Below are 19424 nucleotides of genomic sequence, written 5' to 3'. Positions count from 1 at the left end.
CTAAGGATTCTACCGTCGCTCGAGAAGCCGGCAGATTTCCTCAAGCTGTTCGAGGGTCTTGTAAGCGATCCGCAGCTGCCCGCCGCTTCCCTTGTGATTGACGGTCACGTCAAGCCCAAGAACATCCGAAAGCGTGCGCTCGAGCGCCAGCGTATCGGCATCCTTCTCGTCCTTGCGCTGCGCCTGCCCGTGGTTCGGATCGCTTTGCGCCTTGATATCGTTCTGCGCAAGACGCTCCGTATCACGCACCGACATGCCCTTCGCAACGACGCTTTTCGCCAGGGCGATCGGATCGGACGTCGGGATAAGCGCCCGCGCATGACCGGCGGAAAGCGAGCCGGACGCCAGCATATCGCGCACCGGTTCGGGAAGCTTCAGCAGACGGAGACTGTTTGCCACATGGCTGCGGCTCTTGCCGATGATCTCGCCAAGATCGTTCTGCGTATAGCCGTGATCGGCAATCAGCAGCTCGTACCCCATCGCCTCTTCCAGCGGATTGAGGTCGGAGCGCTGCACGTTTTCCACGATAGCGATTTCGAGGGCCGTGCGGTCGTCCACATCCCGGATAATGACCGGAATATCGGTGAGCCCTGCCAGCTGAGCAGCGCGCCAGCGGCGCTCGCCAGCGATGATTTCATAACGATTGTCCGCCGTCGTTCGCACCACGACCGGCTGAACGATGCCATGCTGGCGAATGGAGGACGCGAGATCCTGAAGTTCCGACTCATCGAAATAGCGCCGCGGATTGCGCGGATTGCGACCGACGAACTCAATCGGAACCAGGCGATCGGGATTGACCGCCGGTCGCTCGCCGACATCGGTTGCGGGCAGCTGATCCATTTCCCCGATCAGGGCGGCGAGACCACGGCCAAGGCGCCGCTTCGAATTGTCTTCATTCATCGGATCTACTCACGGATACTGGAATCAGGCAGCCCGACGCTGCCTCTCACGCTGAATCACCTCGGAGGCGAGCTGAAGATAGGCCTGGCTTCCGGCGCATTTAAGATCATAGAGAATTGCCGGCTTGCCATAGGAAGGCGCTTCGGAAACGCGCACATTGCGCGGAATGAGCGTGTGATAAACCTTTTCGCCGAGATGCGTGCGCACATCGTTGACGACCTGCTGCGCAAGATTATTGCGCGAGTCGAACATCGTCAGCACGATACCCTGGATATCGAGATACGGATTAACTGTCCGACGCACCTGATCCACCGTCTCCAGCAGCTGGCTGAGGCCCTCCAGCGCGAAGAATTCGCATTGCAGCGGAACCAGCACGGAATGAGCCGCGGCAAGCGCATTCATGGTCAGGAGATTGAAAGAGGGGGGGCAATCGACCAGCACGTAAGAGTAAGACAGCGCCTCCACCGATGCCAACGCCCGCCGCAGCCGGAAAACGCGGTCGTTCTGCTGCGCGATCTCCATCTCGATACCAAGGAGATCCATCGTCGACGGAATGATCGCCAGATTGGGAACCGCCGTCGGCAACACCGTCTCGGCAACGCCGTGGCTACCGATCAACAGGTCATAGGAGGAGAGCTCACGGTTGCGGCGATCTATTCCGAGACCCGTACTGGCGTTGCCCTGCGGATCCAGATCGACGATCAGCACACGCTCGCCGATGGCAGCCAGTGCCGTAGCGAGGTTGATCGCGGTCGTCGTCTTCCCTACGCCACCCTTCTGGTTTGCAATGGTGATGATCCGGTTCTTTTCGCCTGCCATGGAGATCCGCCAATCACTCGCGTTTTCGCGAAAGCTTCGAGATTTCGAGCACTACCGAGTCCGGCTCGACGACACTGGCATGTTTTACCAGATCGAATCTCCACCTTCCATGCGCTTTCTCGACCTCCCGCCGATAATCCCGGCCTTTGTGGAGGAAAAACTTGAGGTCCGGGTTGCGCTCCGCCCACGGCAGCCCGAAATCCATCAGAAGATCCAGATCCGCCAGCGCCCGGGCCGAGATCGCATCGCAACGTTCGATCACTGCAGGCGCCTCTTCGATACGAATCGCATGAACCGAGGCGCGAGCGCCCGTCTCCAAAATAGCGGTTCGCAGAAAAGCAGCCTTCTTGTTGTTGCTCTCAATCAGATGGACCCATCCGTCACCCACCCCCGCCAACAGAATGCCGGTGACAATGCCCGGAAAGCCGCCACCGCTGCCAAGATCGGCCCAGACACGGGGACCGGGGCACTGTGCATAAATCTGTACGCTATCGACGATATGCCGGCTCCAGACTTCGGCCAATGTCGAAGGGGCCACCAGATTGATGGTCTTGGCCCATTTCTGAAACAGGGCAACAAAGACGTTCAACCGGTCTTCAGTTTCACGTGAAACATTCAGACGGGAAAATTCTCGAGGTAAGTTGCTCATGCACTGGCAGTCCGTTGTATCGATGCCGTATCGGGCACACGCTTGAGATAGGCGAGCAGAAGCGTCAGTGCTGCTGGTGTCATGCCGTCCACCCGCGCCGCCTGCGCCAGATTTGACGGTCGGGCCACAGCCAGTTTCTGCTGGAGTTCGATGGAAAGGCCGGGCAGGGCACTGAAATCGAACCCTGCCGGAATTCCGCGTTCTTCCTCCCGACGTGCCTCAGCGATATCGGCCTCCTGCCGGTTCATATAGACCGCATAGCTGGCCTCAATCTCGACAGCATCCCGAACCCGTGGCGAAAAGGTTTCAAGCTCCGGCCAGACTGCCGCCAACCGGGCGAAGTCGATATCCGGATAGGCCAGCAAATCATAGGCGGTACGGCGCACGCCGTCCTGGTTGATCCGGATACCCTTGCCCGCAGCTTCGTTCGGCGAGAGCCTCAAGGCCGCGAGCCTTTCGCGCGCAACCAGCATCTCCGCAGACCATTGATCAAAACGCTGCCGTCGATCCGCGCCGACCACGCCAAGCGCCATTCCCGTCGGCGTCAAACGCACATCGGCATTGTCTGCGCGCAACGAAAGGCGGTACTCCGCCCGCGAGGTGAACATGCGATAGGGTTCGGTCACACCACGCGATGTCAGATCATCAATCATGACACCGATGTAGCTATCCGTACGGCTGAAGACGTGGCCGTCCATGCCTGCCGCCCGCCGCGCCGCGTTCAAGCCGGCCACCAACCCCTGCGCCGCTGCTTCCTCATAACCGGTCGTGCCATTGATCTGTCCGGCCAGGAAAAGCCCGGCCTGGCGCCGTGCCTCCAAGGTGGCCGACAGTTCCCGCGGATCAATATGGTCGTACTCGATCGCATAGCCCGGCTGCAGGATACGGGCGCGCTCCAGGCCCGGGATCGTGTGAATGAAAGCCTGCTGCACATCCGCCGGCAGCGACGTCGAGATCCCGTTTGGATAGACGGTGTCATCATCAAGACCCTCCGGTTCAAGGAATATCTGATGACCATCGCGCTCCCCGAACTTGACGATCTTGTCCTCGATTGAGGGGCAATAGCGAGGACCGACACCTTCGATCTGGCCGGAATACATCGCCGATTGGCCGATATTCTCTTCAATGATGCGATGGGTCGCCGAGGTGGTTCGCGTCACACCGCATTCGATCTGCGGTGTGACGATGCGGTCCGTCATGAAGGAGAATGGCACCGGTTCTGCGTCCGCCGCCTGGCGTCCGACCGCGGCCCAATCGATGGTGCGGCCATCCAACCGTGCGGGCGTGCCGGTCTTCAGGCGGCCAAGTTTGAAACCCAGATGTTCGAATGTCGCGGAGAGCCCCAAAGAAGGCTCTTCGCCGACCCGACCGGCCGGGATTTTTTCGGAGCCGATATGAATAAGTCCACGTAGGAACGTGCCTGTTGTGATGACGACGGCAGCACAAGCCAGGTGTCGCCCGTCCTTCAGGATCACTCCGGCGATGTGACCGTCCCGGCAGTTCAGATCATAAGCATCGCCCTCGACAACCGTCAGGCCGGAAAGCTGTGCAATCTCGGCCTGCATGGCTTCGCGATAGAGCTTTCGGTCGGCTTGAGCGCGTGGACCGCGTACAGCGGGGCCCTTGCGACGGTTCAGCAGGCGAAACTGAATACCAGCACGATCCGCGACCCGTCCCATCAATCCGTCGAGGGCGTCCACCTCACGAACGAGATGCCCTTTGCCCAAACCGCCAATCGCGGGGTTACAGGACATGACCCCGATCGTCGACGCCTTGTGGGTCAGAAGGGCTGTTCGTGCGCCGAAGCGCGCTGCGGCGGCAGCCGCCTCCACGCCGGCATGTCCACCCCCGATCACCACCACATCATATGTCATTTCTTCTATCATCCCGCACCACCTGTTTCACGTGAAACGTACAAAGCGACTCGTGTACGTTGTGCTGTTTCACGTGAATCATTTGCCTATGCAAAATTCCGAAAAGATCACGTCGAGCAGATTTTCCACGTCCACCCGTCCCGTGACCCGACCCAGTGCCTGTCCGGCCAATCGAAGATATTCGGCCTGTATATCCAGGCCCCGCTCATCCGCCTCCAGAGCGGATTCAATGTGATCGCGCGCCATGATCAGATTGTCCGTGTGGCGCTGGCGGGTCGGCAATGCCAGGGCATTTGCCTCGCCCAGATCCGGCAAATGGGTACCCACACGATCAAGAAGCTCGGCAATACCCTGCCCCGTCTGAACCGAGATGACGACATCAGCGCCCGAATTGGGCGATGCGTCATCCTGTAGATCAGCCTTGGTCCGGACGCGAACAACAGGGCCGCTATAGCCGTTGACGAAGGTTTTCCAATCGAAGTCTCCTTCCGCGGACAGGAGAAGAACCAGATCGGCTTCCGCCATCGAGCGCTGCGTCCGCCGGATACCTTCTTGCTCGACGAGATCGTCCGTATCCCGCAAGCCAGCGGTATCATACAGCCGAACAGCGAAGCCGTCGAGGTCGAGATCAACATGCAGGACATCCCGCGTCGTCCCGGGAATCTCCGTGACGATCGCCACGTCGCGTCGCGCCAGATGGTTCAGCAGGCTCGACTTGCCGGCATTCGGCGGGCCGGCAATCACCACTTTTAGGCCGTCACGGACAATCTCCCCGGCTCTGGCACCGGAAAGATGGTTAAGGATTTCCTGCTCCAAGCACCGCATATCCGTCCAGACACTGCTTGCTACGGAACCAGGCACATCATCTTCGTCGGCGAAATCCAGCTCTGCCTCGATCATCGCGCGAGCGTGCGTTAGTCGTTTCGCCCACGAATCGTAAAGCTTCGAGAGTCCGCCGGACGATTGCTCTGCCGCCAAGCGGCGCTGCATCTCCGTCTCGGCGCCGATCAAATCGGCAAGGCCCTCGACCTCCACCAGATCCATACGGCCATTCAAAAAGGCCCGGCGGGAAAATTCTCCGGCCTCAGCCGCCCGCAAACCAACCATCCCGGCCAGTTCCGCCAGCACTGCCTTGACCGTCGCGCGCCCCCCGTGGATCTGGAGCTCCGCGCAATCCTCCCCCGTGAAGGAGCTCGGACCCGGAAAAAACAGCACCAGGCCCTTGTCGAGCGTCTCACCGTTCCGGTTTCGAATCGAACAAAGGGAGGCACGCCGCTCCTCCGGCTGGCGACCACACAGGGTCTGAACCGCTGATCCGCTGGCCGAACCGCTCAGGCGTATCACCGCCACGCCGGAGGGCAGGCCTCCGCTCGAAAGGGCAAAGATCGTGTCCGTGGAATGCATGGTCTCATTATTCCGGGTACGAATCGATAAATCCATTTCGGGAAAGAATCGAATTTTCCCACTTCAAACGAAAATGGTCCCGGCTTGCGGCGGGACCATGCAGCGTAACGACGACGAGGCGTGTCGCTTACGTGTTCATCGAGTCGAAGAAGTCGCCATTGTTCTTCGTCTGCTTCAGCTTGTCGATCAGGAATTCGATCGCATCCGTTGTGCCCATCGGAGCGAGAATGCGGCGCAGGACGAAGATCTTCTGGAGATCCTGGCGGGGCACCAGAAGGTCTTCCTTGCGCGTGCCGGACTTGAGAATGTCCATCGCCGGGAAGATGCGCTTGTCGGCAACCTTGCGATCAAGCACGATTTCCGAGTTGCCGGTGCCCTTGAACTCTTCGAAGATCACTTCATCCATGCGGCTGCCTGTATCGATCAGCGCGGTCGCGATGATGGTCAGCGAACCGCCTTCCTCGATATTGCGTGCCGCGCCGAAGAAGCGCTTCGGGCGCTGCAGCGCATTCGCGTCGACGCCACCCGTCAGCACCTTGCCCGAGGACGGAACGACGGTGTTGTAAGCGCGGCCGAGACGGGTGATCGAATCCAGCAGGATGACGACGTCGCGGCCGTGCTCGACGAGGCGCTTCGCCTTCTCGATGACCATTTCGGCGACCTGCACGTGGCGCGTCGCCGGTTCGTCGAAGGTCGAGGAAACAACTTCCCCCCGCACCGAACGCTGCATATCCGTCACTTCCTCCGGACGCTCGTCGATCAAGAGGACGATGAGATAACATTCGGGATGGTTGGCGGTGATCGAATGGGCGATGTTCTGCAGGAGAACCGTCTTACCCGTCCGCGGCGGAGCGACGATGAGGCCGCGCTGGCCCTTGCCGAGCGGGGCGACGAGATCGATGACACGCGGAGAAAGATCCTTCGAGGTGGGGATCTCGAGTTCCATCTTGAAGCGCTCGTTCGGGTAGAGCGGCGTCAGGTTGTCGAAGTGAACCTTGTGACGGATCTTTTCCGGATCGTCGAAATTGATCGTGTTGACCTTCAGCAATGCGAAATAGCGTTCACCTTCCTTCGGGCCGCGGATCGGGCCCTCCACCGTATCGCCGGTCTTCAGCGAGAAGCGGCGGATCTGGGAGGGCGAGATGTAGATGTCGTCGGGGCCCGGCAGATAGTTCGCATTGGCCGAACGCAGGAAGCCGAAACCGTCCTGCAGCACTTCGACCACACCTTCGCCGATGATTTCCACGTCCTGCGCGGCCAGCATCTTCAGGATCGCAAACATCAGTTCCTGCTTGCGCATCGTGCTCGCGTTCTCGACCTCGAGCGATTCGGCAAAGGCAAGGAGGTCGGTCGGAGTCTTGTTCTTGAGGTCTTGTAGCTTCATTTCGGCCATGAATGGTCCATGCTGGCTGTCATCGGGATGGGAAAAGGCGTGCGGGTCAAGGCCGAACTGCGGGGGAACGGTGCAGTTCACTGAACGAATACACATGCCACGAAAGATGAGATGCGCGGAAAATAGCGGTTCCGGTGCTGGCCCGCAAGGGGGCATCGGAATTTCATCCGTTTTGCCGCAGAGGGCCTAAAACGGCTTCACGACGACCAGGATGACGATGAGGATCATCAGAAGCGCCGGCGCCTCGTTCCAAAGCCGCCACTGACGGCCTGTCTTCGTGTTGCGATCCTCGGCAAAGGCCCTCACGGCGCGGCCGTAGAACTGATGCACAGCCGAGAGCAGCACGACGAAGGCAAGCTTGGCATGCAGCCAGCCGCCCTGGAAACCATAGACCGACCAGGCGAGATAGAGACCGAGCAACCAGGAAAGGCCCATCGCGGGCTGCATGATGACCCGGTAGAGCCGCCGCTCCATCACCTTGAAGACCTCAGCCTCGGCCGAGCCGGGCGGGGCATCCGTGTGGTAGACGAAGAGCCGCGGCAGGTAGAGCAGACCCGCCATCCAGGAGATGACGGCGATGATGTGCAACGCCTTGATCCAGAGATAGAGATCCTCGGGCGGATAGAGAACGAGAAGAAGCGCCAGCAGCGCAAAGACGGCGAGCGCCACTGCGGCCCGCAGCCGCGCCCGGCGCCCGGCGCTCTCGCCCGCCTGTTTCTCGCTCACCGCGCCCCTCCGCGCACACGCGCCACAAGGCGCGTGACGTTGTCCGGATCCGCCTGCGGCGTGATCCCGTGGCCGAGATTGAAGATCAGCGGCCCGTTGCCGAGCGCCTGCAGAATGGCATCGATGCCCTCATCGAGCGCCGCGCCGCCGGCAACGACACGCATCGGATCGAGATTTCCCTGGACGGGACCCTCCTTCTGCAAGTCGGCCGCAACGGAGAGCGGCACGGACCAGTCGAGGCCGATGGCGTCGGCGCCGGTTTGCTGCCGGTAGGATTTCAGCTGCAGGCCTGCCCCCTTGGCGAAGGCAATGACCTTGGCCTGCGGACGGCGGGCCTTCACCGACGCAATGATCCTGTGCACCGGGCGGACGGCAAACTCGGCAAACTCCCGCTCGCCGAGAACGCCGGCCCAGGAATCGAAGATCTGTACCGCGTCGGCGCCGGCATCGATCTGTGCCACGAGGTAGTCAGCCGAGAGTTCGGCAAGCACATCGAGCAGATGCGCGAAGGCGCGCGGCTCCTTGTAGGCGAAAAGACGCGCGGGCGCCTGATCCGGGGTACCATGGCCGGCGATCATGTAGGTGGCGACGGTCCAGGGCGCCCCGCAGAAGCCGAGCAGCGCCGTTTCCTCGGGCAGGGCACCCCGAATGCGGCCAACCGCCTCTATGACCGGTCTGAGGTGCTCTGCGACCCCGTCTGTCTTCAGGGCGAGAATGCCATCCGGATCGATCGGGTCGAGACGAGGGCCATGACCCTCCTCGAAGCGGACATTGCGCTTCAGGGCGTCGGGAATGACGAGGATATCGGAAAACAGGATTGCAGCGTCGAAACCGTAGCGACGGATCGGTTGCAGCGTTACCTCCGTCGCCAGCTCCGGCGAATAACAGAGATCGAGGAAGCTTCCTGCTGCCGCGCGCGTCTGCCGATATTCCGGCAGATACCGTCCGGCCTGGCGCATCAGCCAGAGAGGAGGAGGGGAGACCGTCTTCCCGTTCAGGACATCGACGATCTTCCGGTTTTTCGCAGACACCGCGGGGTTCTCCCAATCTTTAAATAATCTCTTTGAAAAGGTTTCTATTTCTTAGAGTCGGTGACTATCAAGGATTAAATCCTCTCCACAGGGATACAGCCTTGCCGGCAGTGCTGGGGAAAAAGCAATGTGCACAGAGATATTTCTGGCCTGGAAGGCGGAAAACCGGATTCGTCATTTTGAATCAAGAGGATTCTTGATGTCGCATGGAAAGCCTTCCTGTGGATGACGTGTGGAGAAGCGCGACACTTTGCCGTGTCATGAGTCTTATCCACATGCACCGTGAATCCTCGTCCCGTCTCCCGCGGATTGTGGACAAAATGGCAGTTATCCCCTTGCCTCCGGGTCCCTGCCGTTCTTAGCTCACCGTTCTCCCGGTTCATCAACAGGGGGCGGAGGATATTGTGGAAAGCACCAAAAACTACTTCCATCTGCACCTGATATCGGACTCGACGGGCGAGACGCTGATTGCCGCGGGGCGGGCGGCCGCGGCGCAATTCCAATCATCCCAGGCGCTCGAACACGTCTATCCGCTGATCCGCAACCGCAAGCAGCTCATGCCCGTGCTCGACGCCATCGATGGTGCGCCGGGCATCGTGCTCTATACGATCGTCGACCGGGAGCTGTCCGAGATCATCGACCAGCGTTGCCGGGAGATGGGCGTGCCCTGCGTTTCCGTTCTCGAACCGGTCATCGATCTCTTCCAGTCCTATCTCGGTGCACCGTCGCGGCGGCGGGTCGGTGCGCAGCATGTAATGAATGCGGAGTATTTCGCGCGCATCGACGCGCTGAATTTCACGATGGATCACGATGACGGGCAGCTGCCTGCCGATCTGGACGAGGCGGACGTCATTCTCATCGGCATCAGTCGAACCTCGAAGACACCGACGAGCATCTATCTCGCCAATCGTGGCATCAAGACCGCCAATGTGCCGATCGTGCTTGGCGTACCGCTTCCGGAGCGGTTGGCGGCGGCGGCGAGACCGCTGATCGTCGGGCTGATCGCCACAACGGATCGCATTGCCCAGGTGCGGCAGAACCGGGTGCTCGGCCAGACGCAGGATTTTCGCGGCGATGACTATGTCGACAGGGCGCAGATTTCCGAGGAGCTGAAATATGCGCGCGCCATCTGCGCGCGCAACAACTGGCCGATCATCGACGTTACCCGGCGCTCGATCGAGGAAACGGCCGCCGCCATCGTTGCTCTTCGCCCGAAGCTTCGGTAACCCGGAGCGGCAAACGGAGATTTTCATGACACTGCTGATCCTCGCCTCGCAGAGCCCCTTTCGTCGCATGCTGATGGAAAATGCCGGCCTTGCCTTTGAAACAGAGGCGGCCGCCATCGATGAGCGTGCGGTCGAAACGGCGCTTGCCGCCCGCAAGCCGACGCCGCAGCAGGTTGCCGAGACGCTGGCGACTGAAAAGGCGCTGGATGTCGCAAGGCGTCGCCCCGGTGCGCTCGTCATCGGCTCCGACCAGACATTGTCCCTGGAAGGGCGTGTGTTTCACAAGCCGGCCGACATGGCGGAAGCCAGGACTCATCTTCAGGCCATGTCCGGCCGCACCCATTCCCTCAACTGCGGCATTGCTTTGGTGCGGGACGGCGCGACATTGTGGAGCCACGTTTCCATCGCGCATCTGACAATGCGCCCGCTCACGGATGCTTTCATCGATCGACATCTGGCCCGGGTCGGCACGCGGGTTCTGGCAAGTGTCGGAGCCTATCAGCTCGAGGGTGAGGGCGTGCAGCTCTTCGAGCGGATCGACGGAGACTACTTCACAATTCTGGGCCTGCCGCTGCTTCCGTTGCTGGCTAAACTTCGCGATCTCGGTGCCATCGATGCATGATTCACGTGAAACATTCGTTCGCCACGCCTTCGTGACGGGCTACCCGGTCAAACATTCGCGCTCGCCGCTGATCCATGGCTTCTGGCTGAAAACGTTGGGATTGCAGGGATCCTACACGCGGCAGGAGGTTTCATCCGAAGACTTCGCCGGCTTCATTTCCCGGCTGAAGAGTGGAGAATCCGGCTTCGTTGGCGGCAATGTCACCATCCCGCACAAGGAAACGGCCTTCGCGCTTGCCGACCAGCCGGATGCATTGAGCGAAGAACTCGGTGCGTCGAACACGCTCTGGCTGGACGAGGGCCGGCTGCACGCGACCAACACCGACGGTTTCGGTTTTCTTGCCAATCTCGATGCCGCTTCACCGGGGTGGGACAGGACGGATCGTGCTGTCATTCTCGGGGCTGGCGGCGCCAGCCGGGCGATCATCCAGGCGGTGCGCGATCGCGGCATCGGCGAAATCCATGTCGTCAACCGCACTCTGGGGCGGGCGCAGGAGCTCGCCGATCGGTTCGGAGCGAAGGTGCATGCCCACGCCATGGCCGCCTTACAAGAGGTCTCGGCGGGTGCGGGGCTCTTCGTCAACACGACATCGCTTGGTATGGATGGCGAGGCGGCACCGGATTTCGACTTCTCACCATTGGCGGGGGGCGCTGTCGTGACCGACATCGTCTATGTGCCGCTGGTCACTCCCATCCTGCGCCAGGCGGCCGCGCAGGGGTTCGCCACGGTCGATGGCCTCGGCATGTTGCTGCACCAGGCGGCGCCGGGTTTTGAAAAATGGTTCGGTGTCCGGCCCACCGTCGATATGAACCTGCGCCGGTTGATCCTCGCGGACATGGAGGCGCACTGATGATCGTGCTCGGCCTTACCGGATCGATCGGAACGGGCAAGTCGACCACCGCGGCAATGTTCCACGATCTTGGCGTGCCGGTGCACGATGCGGATGCGACGGTGCACGATCTCTACCGCACCGATGCCGTCGCTCCGGTTGCCGAACGCTTCCCGGAGGCGCTCAAGGAGGGGGTCATCGATCGCAAGACGCTATCGGCGACGCTTGCGCGGTTCCCGGGCCGCTTTGCCGCTTTGGAGGCGATCATCCATCCGCTCGTGCGGGCGCGGGAAAAGGCCTTTCTCGATGCGGAACGGGATCGTGGTTCGCCACTCGTTTTGCTCGACATCCCGCTTCTCTACGAGACGGGGGGCGAGGGGCGGGTGGACAAGGTTGTCGTCGTCACCTGCGATCCCGATATACAGAGACAGCGCGTGCTCGCCCGCCCGGGCATGACGGAGGAGAAATTCCAGCTCATCCTGTCGCGCCAGATGCCGGACGCCGAAAAACGCAGGCGCGCCGATTTCCTCATCGATACCGGTAGGGGACTTGAAGCGGCGCGCAAAGCGGTGGAAGAGATTGTCGAAAGTCTGAAGGGACAAGAGGACTGATGCGCGAGATCATCTTCGATACGGAAACGACCGGCCTCGACAACAAGCTCGACCGCGTCATCGAAATCGGCGGCGTCGAGCTGGAGAACCATTTTCCGACCGGCCGCACGCTGCATCTCTTCGTCAGCCCCGGCGACCGCAAGGTGCATCCGGATGCGCTTGCCGTGCACGGTATCACGGATGAGTTCCTCAAGGACAAGCCGCCCTTCGCCGATCTGGCACAGCAGATACTCGACTTCTTCGGCGATGCCCGCTGGGTGGCCCACAATGCCAGCTTCGACATGGGTTTCATCAATGCGGAGTTCGAGCGCATCGGTCTGCCGCCGATCCTGCAGGAGAAGGTGACGGACACGCTGGCGCTGGCGCGCCGCAAGCATCCGATGGGACCGAACTCGCTCGATGCGCTCTGCCGGCGCTACGGGATCGACAATTCGCACCGTACGAAACACGGCGCCCTGCTCGATTCCGAGCTTCTCGCCGAAGTCTATATCGAGATGATCGGCGGCCGGCAGGCGGCGCTGGGGCTCGGCATGGCGGAAAGCGGTCGCCGGGCGCTGGTCGAGATGGAGGACGATGTCGTTCTGCCGCTCGGTGTCAGGCCGAAGCCGCTTGCCTCCCGCCTTTCCGAAGAGGAGAGCGCTGCTCATGGCACCATGGTGCAGAAGATGGGCGACAAGGCAATCTGGGCGAAATACGGCGGGTGAATCCGGCTCAGCTTCCCTGAGACAAAAGAAAACGCCCGGTCACCTGGTGGCCGGGCGTTTTCTTTGGAGTGAGGTTTTCTGCCTTAGTTGGCGTTGACCTTGGCCTTGACCTGTTCTTCGGCCATGCGCTGGGTGAACATCTGCGCAAAGTCGATCGGGTCGATCATCAGCGGCGGGAAGCCGCCGTTGCGGGTTGCGTCGGAGATGATCTGGCGAGCGAAGGGGAAGAGCAGGCGCGGGCACTCGATGAAGAGAACCGGCAGCATGTGCTCCTGCGGGAAGCCGGTGACGCGGAAGACGCCGCCATAGGCGAGCTCGGCGTTGAAGAGCATCTTGTCGCCGTCCTTGGCTTCCGCGTTCAGCGAAAGAATGACGTCGAAGTCCGTCTCGGAGAGCGGGTTGGCATTGACGTTGACGCTGATGTTGATCGCCGGCGCCTTGTCACGGGCCTGGAGCGACCGCGGAGCACCCGGGTTTTCGAAGGAGAAGTCCTTCACGTACTGCGCCAGGATGTTGAGCGAGGGGCTCGCGGCGTTGTTCTCGGTTGCTGCGTCAGTCATGGAAGTATCCTCGGGGACTCTGGAAAGTCAGGCCATCTAGCATTTCAGCAGGGGGCTTACAACCCGCCGTCAGGGCCGGCCATCGCGATGGAAGTCGCTTTCATCGAGATCGATGGTGCGCTGGGGTTCCGTTTTCGGCTGGCTGCCGGGACGCGCGCCGCCGATATCGACAACCACGATGTTGCGCATCAGCCGGTTCCAGAGAAATGTACGCACCGGCGGCAGAAACAGGGCCAGGCCGAGGATGTCGGTCAGGAAGCCGGGGATCAACAGAAGGATACCAGCAATCATGATCATCGCCGCATCGAGCATTTCCTTGCCCGGCGCGCGGCCGTCCTGTCCGGACTGGCGCAGTCGTGCGAGCACGCCGAAGCCCTGGATGCGCATCAGCACGACGCCGGCAATCGCCGAGAGCACGACCAGCGACAGGGTGGCGAAAAGGCCGATGCGCCGACCGATAACAATGAAGCAGGCGATTTCCGCCAGCGGCAGCACGAGAATGAGAAGGGGGATGAGGCGTCGAAGCATGGTCTTGACTGTCGCACAGATTCGCGCGGACCGATACTGCCGGTGCCATTTGCGCGCGCCTTGGTCGCATTCACGTCATCGCCATTTGAATGATCCGGTTTTGCGGACTATATGGGGAAGGAACAAGAAAAACGAAAACGGCTGCGGATCGATAATGGGCTCATTCGACTTTGTAACGATTTTTTTCCTGGTGGCTGCGGTGGTCATCTTCCTGCAGCTGCGCAGCGTGCTCGGCCGGCGCACCGGCAACGAGCGCCCGCCGTTCGATCCCTATTCCAAGCGCGAGGCCGCCGGCGAGACTGATTCGGCCGATCGCGGCAAGGTCGTCACCCTGCCGCGTCGGGATGGAACGGACGCGGACGAAAATCCCTATGCGTCCGTCGATAGCTTCGCCGCGCCGGGCACGCCGCTCAACGAGCAGCTTCGCCAGCTCGTCAAGGTCGATCCTTCCTTCAATCCGAAGGAATTCGTCAACGGTGCGCGCATGGCCTATGAAATGATCGTCGTCGCCTTCGCCGATGGCGACCGCAAGGCGCTGAAGAACCTGCTGTCACGCGAGGTCTACGAAGGGTTCGACGCGGCCATTTCGGACCGCGAGAGCAAGGGCGAGGTCGTCCGCTCCAGCTTCGTCGGCATCGAGAAGGCCGACATCGTCAGCGCCGAGGCCAAGGACAGCGAGGCGAATGTGACGCTGCGCATCGTCAGCCAGCTGATCTCGGCCACCTACGACAAGGCCGGCACGCTGATCGAGGGCGATGCGGAAACGGTAGCAGAGGTCAACGACCTCTGGACCTTCGCCCGCGACACCCGCTCGCGTGATCCGAACTGGAAGCTGATCGCCACCGAATCGGAAGGCTGAGCGAGGCAAAGCCAATGGACTATCGCCTGGTTCCGGCCCGGTTTTCGGCGCTTCCCGGCTGGAACGAGGATGATCCGACAGCACTTCTTTCGGCCATGGCCCGCTGTCGCGATCACATCCGCACCGTAAAACCCTACAAGACAGGCTCGCTCGGCATTACCGCCGGCGAGCTTTTGACGTTGCTGGACGCAGCAGCCGACGAGAAGCCGCAAGGGCCTACCGCGGTGCGTGCCTTCTTCGAGGCGCAGTGCGTGCCGTTCCTGATCGAGAAGGCGGATGGCTCGTCCGGTTTCGTCACCGCCTTCTACGAGCCGGAAGTCGCCGTAAGGACAACGCCGGACGCCGAATACCGCCATCCCTTCTATGCCCGGCCGGAAGACCTGGTCGATATCGACGACAACAATCGCCCGGCCGGTTTCCCGCCGGGCTTCGCGTTCGGGCTCGGGACAGACGATGGCATTGTCGAGCACCCCGACCGGGGCGAGATCGAGCGTGGCTTTCTCTCGGGTCGCGGGCTCGAGATTGCCTATGCCCGCTCGAAGGTGGACGTCTTCTTTGCCCATGTGCAGGGCGCTGCACGGCTCGTCTATCCGGACGGGTCGGTCAGGCGAATCACCTATGCTGCCAAGAGCGGCCATCCGTTTTCCGCGATCGGCAAGCTGCTGATCGACCGCAGCGAGATCGATGCGGCAACCGTCTCCATGGCCTCGATCCGCGACTGGCTGGCCCGCAACGAAGATCAGGTCGATGCCGTGCTCTGGCACAATCGCTCCTTCATCTTCTTCAAGGAGGCCGAGGTTACGGATCTGTCGCTCGGCCCGATCGCCGCGGCGAAAGTGCCGCTCGTTGCCGGCCGTTCGCTTGCGGTCGACCGGATGATCCACACCTTCGGGCTGCCCTTCTTCATTTCGAGCGACAGCCTCACCCATATGGATGAGGGCAAGCCCTTCCGCCGCCTGATGCTGGCGCTCGATACCGGAACGGCGATCGTCGGTCCGGCGCGCGGCGATATCTTCACCGGCTCGGGCGACGCGGCGGGCGCGCTGGCCGGCCATGTGCGCAATGCGGCGACCTTCCATATCCTCATGCCGAAGGCAGCGGCGGAGCGCTACCTCCATGCCGAAGGGTAAGACGCTCTCAAGCGAGGACCGTATCCTCTGGGGCAAGGTGGCGCGCAGCACGCGCGCGCTGCCGGGCAGGCTCGACGCATTGACGGAATTCGAGGAAGCCTTCGCGCAAAAGCCGGCGGCCGAAAAGCAGCCGGAACCGGAACCGAAGAAGAAGAAAAAATCCGTCCAGGCCGACGAAGGCATCGCGCTGACCACCATCGGCCGCGACAAGGAGACCAGGCACCACCCGCTGGAGCGCCCGGTCAAGCGCAAGATTGCCAAGGGCCGCCTGGCGCTGGAAGCGCGCATCGACCTGCACGGCATGGTCCAGAGCGAGGCGCACGGTTTTCTGCTCGGTTTTCTCATCCGCGCGCATGAGCGTGGCCTGCGCCATGTGCTTGTCATCACCGGCAAGGGCACCTCGCTCGGCAGCGACGGCGCGCTGAAGCGGGCGGTGCCGCTGTGGTTCTCCCTGCCGGAGTTCCGCCCGCTGATCTCCTCCTACGAGCCGGCGGCGCGCAACCATGGCGGCGACGGCGCGCTCTATGTGCGGCTTGCCCGGCACCCGGGAGACAAACGATGACGACACCTTTCGGCAAGGCGGTGCGGCATCTGCGCGATCGCAAGGGCGTTTCGCAGAAGGACATGGCCAAGGCGCTCGGCGTCAGCCCCGCCTATCTCTCGGCGCTGGAAAACGGCAAGCGCGGCACGCCGAGCTTCGATTTTCTCCAACGGGTGGCCGGATATTTCAATGTCATCTGGGACGAGGCGGAAGAACTGTTCCGCATTGCCCGGATTTCCGATCCGCGCGTTGTGGTGGATACGGCGGGCCTTCCGCCGGAATACACCGCCTTTGCCAACCGGCTTTCGGCGGAAATCCGCGACCTGCCGCCCGAGACGGTACGCCGTCTTGCCGGTATTCTGGAAAAAGCATGCAATAACCGGGTAAAACCCGGCTGATTCCCTGAATTCTGCCGTGTTTGCCCGCTCTCAGATTTGGAACTTCAGGGCAAGAACCCTATATTCAAGCACTTGGAAAGCGGTGATTCGCCGCGCTTCCCGCCTTCCGCGAACACTCTGGAAAGACGTTTGAATGACTGACACACCCGAGACCGACAACGGCCCGGCCGAATATGGCGCAGATTCGATCAAGGTCCTCAAGGGGCTTGATGCGGTGCGCAAGCGTCCCGGCATGTATATCGGCGATACCGATGACGGCTCGGGCCTGCACCACATGGTTTACGAGGTCGTCGACAACGCGATCGACGAGGCGCTTGCCGGCCATGCGGATATTGTGACGGTCACGCTCAATCCGGACGGGTCCGTGACGGTGACCGACAACGGCCGTGGTATCCCGACCGATATCCATAAGGAAGAGGGCGTCTCCGCCGCCGAGGTCATCATGACTCAGCTGCATGCCGGCGGTAAATTCGACCAGAATTCCTACAAGGTGTCCGGTGGTCTGCACGGCGTCGGCGTTTCGGTGGTGAATGCGCTTTCGATCAAGCTGAAGCTGAAGATCCGCCGCGCGGGCAAGATTCACGAGATGAGCTTCACCCATGGCGTGGCCGATGGCCCGTTGACGGTGACAGGCGAGTGCGGCAGCGAGACCGGCACGGAAGTGACGTTCCTCCCCTCGACCGAGACCTTCTCGAATATCGATTTCAACTACGGGACGCTGGAACACCGTCTGCGCGAGCTCGCCTTCCTGAATTCCGGCGTGCGCATCCTGCTCACCGATCGCCGTCATTCGGATATCAAGCAGGACGAGTTGATGTACGAGGGCGGTCTCGAAGCCTTCGTGACCTATCTCGACCGGGCGAAGAAGCCGCTGGTCTCCAAGCCCATTGCTATCAGGGGCGAGAAGGACGGAATCACCGTCGAAGTCGCAATGTGGTGGAACGACAGCTACCACGAGAACGTGCTCTGCTTCACCAACAACATTCCCCAGCGCGACGGCGGCACGCACATGGCGGGCTTCCGCGGCGCACTGACCCGCCAGGTCGTTTCCTATGCCGATACATCCGGCATCACCAAGAAGGAGAAGGTGACGCTGCAGGGTGAGGACTGCCGCGAAGGCCTGACGGCGGTTCTGTCGGTCAAGGTTCCCGATCCGAAATTCTCCTCGCAGACCAAGGACAAACTGGTTTCCTCCGAAGTTCGGCCGGCCGTGGAAAACCTCGTCAACGAGGCGCTTTCCACCTGGTTCGAGGAGCATCCTGCCGATGCCAAGACGCTTGTCGGCAAGGTGGTCGAGGCCGCCGCCGCCCGCGAGGCCGCGCGCAAGGCGCGCGAGTTGACGCGGCGCAAGGGCGCCCTCGACATCTCGTCGCTGCCTGGAAAGCTCGCCGACTGCTCCGAGCGCGACCCGGCCAAGTCCGAAGTCTTTCTCGTCGAGGGGGATTCGGCCGGTGGGTCGGCCAAACAGGGGCGTTCGCGCGAGAACCAGGCGATCCTTCCGTTGCGCGGAAAGATTCTCAATGTCGAGCGCGCGCGCTTCGACAAGATGCTGTCCAGCCAGGAAATCGGTACGTTGATCACCGCGCTTGGCACCTCGATCGGCAAGGACGAGTTCAACGCCGACAAGCTGCGCTACCACAAGATCATCATCATGACGGACGCAGACGTCGATGGCGCGCATATCCGTACCCTGCTATTGACCTTCTTCTTCCGGCAGATGCCGGAGCTGATCGAGCGTGGTCACCTCTACATCGCCCAGCCCCCGCTCTATAAGGTGGCGCGCGGCAAATCGAGCCAGTACCTGAAGAACGAGAAGGCGCTGGAAGACTATCTCGTCACCGCCGGCCTCGACGACGCGGCGCTGGAACTGAGCTCTGGTGAAGTGCGTGCCGGCCAGGACATCCTGGAACTGATCCAGGATGCGCTGCGCCTGCGCACGCTGCTTGATGGCCTGCATTCGCGCTACAATCGCGCGATCATCGAGCAGGCGGCCATTGCCGGTGCGCTGAACCTCGAACTCAGCCACGACCGCGAGGCCTACGCCGCCAAGGCGGAAGACGTCGCCCGCCGGCTCGATCTCATCGCGGAAGAGACGGAGCGCGGCTGGACCGGATCCGTCGCCACCGATGGTGGCTTGCGTTTCGAGCGCATGGTGCGCGGCGTCAAGGAATTCGCCCACATCGACATGGCGCTGATCGGCTCGGCCGATGCCCGCCATATCGACCAGCTGTCCGCCCGCTTCCACGAGATCTATGCCGTGCCGCCGGCACTGCGCCGCAAGGACGGCCAGGTCGAGATTTCCGGTCCGCGCGCGCTGCTCGACGCCGTCTTCGCTGCTGGCCGCAAAGGCCTTTCCATGCAGCGCTACAAGGGCCTTGGCGAGATGAATGCCGAGCAGCTCTGGGAAACGACGCTCGATCCGAACGTCCGCTCGCTGCTGCAGGTGAAGGTGACGGACGCGACGGATGCCGATGGTCTCTTCGCCCGCCTGATGGGCGACGAGGTGGAGCCACGCCGTGACTTCATCCAGGAAAACGCCCTCAGCGTTGCCAATCTCGATATCTAAGCAAGAGAGCCGCCGAAAGGCGGCTTTCTTCTATCGAAAAGATATTGCCCCTCC

20 protein-coding genes are annotated in these 19424 nt (G+C 61.7%); 10 read left to right on the top strand and 10 right to left on the bottom strand.

From position 1 onward, the window contains the following. Positions 1 to 9 precede the first annotated feature (9 nt). From P9A16_RS29355 to hemE, 8 genes are all read right to left on the bottom strand, one after another. Entirely contained in the window at positions 10 to 900 is an 891-nt protein-coding gene (locus tag P9A16_RS29355; RefSeq protein ID WP_023514416.1) for a ParB/RepB/Spo0J family partition protein, read from the bottom strand. A gap of 24 nt (positions 901 to 924) precedes the next feature. Next, positions 925 to 1719, bottom strand: coding sequence for a ParA family protein (locus tag P9A16_RS29350; RefSeq protein ID WP_024271277.1), 795 nt, complete (start codon positions 1717 to 1719; stop codon positions 925 to 927). A gap of 13 nt (positions 1720 to 1732) precedes the next feature. After that, positions 1733 to 2368 carry a 16S rRNA (guanine(527)-N(7))-methyltransferase RsmG gene (gene rsmG, locus P9A16_RS29345; protein ID WP_024271278.1) on the bottom strand — a complete coding sequence of 212 codons (636 nt, stop codon included), beginning with the start codon at positions 2366 to 2368 and terminating at the stop codon, positions 1733 to 1735. Then, positions 2365 to 4254, bottom strand: a complete 1890-nt coding sequence (mnmG, locus tag P9A16_RS29340; protein WP_024271279.1) for a tRNA uridine-5-carboxymethylaminomethyl(34) synthesis enzyme MnmG — start codon at positions 4252 to 4254, stop codon at positions 2365 to 2367. The genes rsmG and mnmG overlap by 4 nt, the downstream gene beginning before the upstream one ends. A gap of 66 nt (positions 4255 to 4320) precedes the next feature. After that, complete coding sequence (gene mnmE, locus P9A16_RS29335) at positions 4321 to 5646, bottom strand: tRNA uridine-5-carboxymethylaminomethyl(34) synthesis GTPase MnmE (RefSeq protein WP_024271280.1); 1326 nt, start codon at positions 5644 to 5646, stop codon at positions 4321 to 4323. Between the two features lie 127 nt (positions 5647 to 5773). Further along, a complete protein-coding gene (gene rho / locus P9A16_RS29330; protein ID WP_024271281.1) occupies positions 5774 to 7039 on the bottom strand; it encodes a transcription termination factor Rho in 1266 nt (421 codons plus the stop codon). A 186-nt stretch (positions 7040 to 7225) separates the two neighbouring features. Then, on the bottom strand, positions 7226 to 7765 hold the full coding sequence (gene hemJ, locus P9A16_RS29325; RefSeq protein WP_023517181.1) for a protoporphyrinogen oxidase HemJ: 540 nt from the start codon (positions 7763 to 7765) through the stop codon (positions 7226 to 7228). Continuing rightward, entirely contained in the window at positions 7762 to 8796 is a 1035-nt protein-coding gene (gene hemE, locus P9A16_RS29320) for a uroporphyrinogen decarboxylase (RefSeq protein ID WP_024271282.1), read from the bottom strand. Before hemE ends, hemJ begins: the two co-directional genes overlap by 4 nt. A gap of 404 nt (positions 8797 to 9200) precedes the next feature. Here hemE and P9A16_RS29315 point away from each other — a divergent pair, with 404 nt between their 5' ends. From P9A16_RS29315 to dnaQ, 5 genes are read left to right on the top strand one after another with little or no spacing between them, the layout of a single operon-like run. Continuing rightward, on the top strand, positions 9201 to 10022 hold the full coding sequence (locus tag P9A16_RS29315; protein WP_023513438.1) for a pyruvate, water dikinase regulatory protein: 822 nt from the start codon (positions 9201 to 9203) through the stop codon (positions 10020 to 10022). A 25-nt stretch (positions 10023 to 10047) separates the two neighbouring features. Next, positions 10048 to 10644 (top strand): Maf-like protein, encoded by a 597-nt coding sequence (locus P9A16_RS29310; protein ID WP_023513439.1) that lies wholly within the window; start codon positions 10048 to 10050, stop codon positions 10642 to 10644. Beyond that, a complete protein-coding gene (locus P9A16_RS29305) occupies positions 10637 to 11494 on the top strand; it encodes a shikimate dehydrogenase (protein ID WP_023513440.1) in 858 nt (285 codons plus the stop codon). The genes P9A16_RS29310 and P9A16_RS29305 overlap by 8 nt, the downstream gene beginning before the upstream one ends. Continuing rightward, positions 11494 to 12084 carry a dephospho-CoA kinase gene (coaE, locus tag P9A16_RS29300; RefSeq protein WP_023513441.1) on the top strand — a complete coding sequence of 197 codons (591 nt, stop codon included), beginning with the start codon at positions 11494 to 11496 and terminating at the stop codon, positions 12082 to 12084. Before P9A16_RS29305 ends, coaE begins: the two co-directional genes overlap by 1 nt. Then, positions 12084 to 12788, top strand: a complete 705-nt coding sequence (dnaQ, locus tag P9A16_RS29295; RefSeq protein WP_023513442.1) for a DNA polymerase III subunit epsilon — start codon at positions 12084 to 12086, stop codon at positions 12786 to 12788. The genes coaE and dnaQ overlap by 1 nt, the downstream gene beginning before the upstream one ends. Positions 12789 to 12871: 83 nt before the next feature. Here the strand turns inward: dnaQ and secB are convergent, their stop codons facing one another. Next, positions 12872 to 13348 (bottom strand): protein-export chaperone SecB, encoded by a 477-nt coding sequence (gene secB / locus P9A16_RS29290; RefSeq protein ID WP_023513443.1) that lies wholly within the window; start codon positions 13346 to 13348, stop codon positions 12872 to 12874. 69 nt (positions 13349 to 13417) lie between these two features. Next, positions 13418 to 13876: an FxsA family protein gene (locus P9A16_RS29285; RefSeq protein WP_023513444.1), complete on the bottom strand. Its 459-nt coding sequence runs from the start codon at positions 13874 to 13876 to the stop codon at positions 13418 to 13420. Between the two features lie 154 nt (positions 13877 to 14030). Here P9A16_RS29285 and P9A16_RS29280 point away from each other — a divergent pair, with 154 nt between their 5' ends. From P9A16_RS29280 to gyrB, 5 genes are all read left to right on the top strand, one after another. Next, a complete protein-coding gene (locus tag P9A16_RS29280; RefSeq protein ID WP_023513445.1) occupies positions 14031 to 14735 on the top strand; it encodes a Tim44/TimA family putative adaptor protein in 705 nt (234 codons plus the stop codon). A gap of 14 nt (positions 14736 to 14749) precedes the next feature. After that, a complete protein-coding gene (gene mltA, locus P9A16_RS29275) occupies positions 14750 to 15865 on the top strand; it encodes a murein transglycosylase A (protein WP_023513446.1) in 1116 nt (371 codons plus the stop codon). Beyond that, positions 15852 to 16427 (top strand): Smr/MutS family protein, encoded by a 576-nt coding sequence (locus P9A16_RS29270; protein WP_023513447.1) that lies wholly within the window; start codon positions 15852 to 15854, stop codon positions 16425 to 16427. Before mltA ends, P9A16_RS29270 begins: the two co-directional genes overlap by 14 nt. After that, on the top strand, positions 16424 to 16804 hold the full coding sequence (locus P9A16_RS29265) for a helix-turn-helix domain-containing protein (RefSeq protein WP_023513448.1): 381 nt from the start codon (positions 16424 to 16426) through the stop codon (positions 16802 to 16804). The genes P9A16_RS29270 and P9A16_RS29265 overlap by 4 nt, the downstream gene beginning before the upstream one ends. A gap of 133 nt (positions 16805 to 16937) precedes the next feature. Then, a complete protein-coding gene (gene gyrB / locus P9A16_RS29260) occupies positions 16938 to 19370 on the top strand; it encodes a DNA topoisomerase (ATP-hydrolyzing) subunit B (RefSeq protein WP_024271283.1) in 2433 nt (810 codons plus the stop codon). The last annotated feature ends 54 nt before the right edge of the window (positions 19371 to 19424 follow it).

It is taken from the genome of Shinella sp. 838 (assembly GCF_029623935.1).
In the GTDB taxonomy this organism is placed as follows: Bacteria; Pseudomonadota; Alphaproteobacteria; order Rhizobiales; family Rhizobiaceae; genus Shinella.
Note: the sequence above shows the minus strand (reverse complement) of the source record. Positions and strands in the feature narration are given on the sequence as shown.

Bases quoted from the DNA above. Each gene is read 5' to 3' on its own strand.
- P9A16_RS29355 (WP_023514416.1), bottom strand. From the start codon at position 900: ATGAATGAAGACAATTCGAAGCGGCGCCTTGGCCGTGGTCTCGCCGCC.
- P9A16_RS29350 (WP_024271277.1), bottom strand. From the start codon at position 1,719: ATGGCAGGCGAAAAGAACCGGATCATCACCATTGCAAACCAGAAGGGT.
- rsmG (WP_024271278.1), bottom strand. From the start codon at position 2,368: ATGAGCAACTTACCTCGAGAATTTTCCCGTCTGAATGTTTCACGTGAA.
- mnmG (WP_024271279.1), bottom strand. From the start codon at position 4,254: ATGATAGAAGAAATGACATATGATGTGGTGGTGATCGGGGGTGGACAT.
- mnmE (WP_024271280.1), bottom strand. From the start codon at position 5,646: ATGCATTCCACGGACACGATCTTTGCCCTTTCGAGCGGAGGCCTGCCC.
- rho (WP_024271281.1), bottom strand. From the start codon at position 7,039: ATGGCCGAAATGAAGCTACAAGACCTCAAGAACAAGACTCCGACCGAC.
- P9A16_RS29310 (WP_023513439.1), top strand. From the start codon at position 10,048: ATGACACTGCTGATCCTCGCCTCGCAGAGCCCCTTTCGTCGCATGCTG.
- P9A16_RS29305 (WP_023513440.1), top strand. From the start codon at position 10,637: ATGCATGATTCACGTGAAACATTCGTTCGCCACGCCTTCGTGACGGGC.
- coaE (WP_023513441.1), top strand. From the start codon at position 11,494: ATGATCGTGCTCGGCCTTACCGGATCGATCGGAACGGGCAAGTCGACC.
- dnaQ (WP_023513442.1), top strand. From the start codon at position 12,084: ATGCGCGAGATCATCTTCGATACGGAAACGACCGGCCTCGACAACAAG.
- secB (WP_023513443.1), bottom strand. From the start codon at position 13,348: ATGACTGACGCAGCAACCGAGAACAACGCCGCGAGCCCCTCGCTCAAC.
- P9A16_RS29285 (WP_023513444.1), bottom strand. From the start codon at position 13,876: ATGCTTCGACGCCTCATCCCCCTTCTCATTCTCGTGCTGCCGCTGGCG.
- P9A16_RS29280 (WP_023513445.1), top strand. From the start codon at position 14,031: ATGGGCTCATTCGACTTTGTAACGATTTTTTTCCTGGTGGCTGCGGTG.
- mltA (WP_023513446.1), top strand. From the start codon at position 14,750: ATGGACTATCGCCTGGTTCCGGCCCGGTTTTCGGCGCTTCCCGGCTGG.
- P9A16_RS29270 (WP_023513447.1), top strand. From the start codon at position 15,852: ATGCCGAAGGGTAAGACGCTCTCAAGCGAGGACCGTATCCTCTGGGGC.
- P9A16_RS29265 (WP_023513448.1), top strand. From the start codon at position 16,424: ATGACGACACCTTTCGGCAAGGCGGTGCGGCATCTGCGCGATCGCAAG.
- gyrB (WP_024271283.1), top strand. From the start codon at position 16,938: ATGACTGACACACCCGAGACCGACAACGGCCCGGCCGAATATGGCGCA.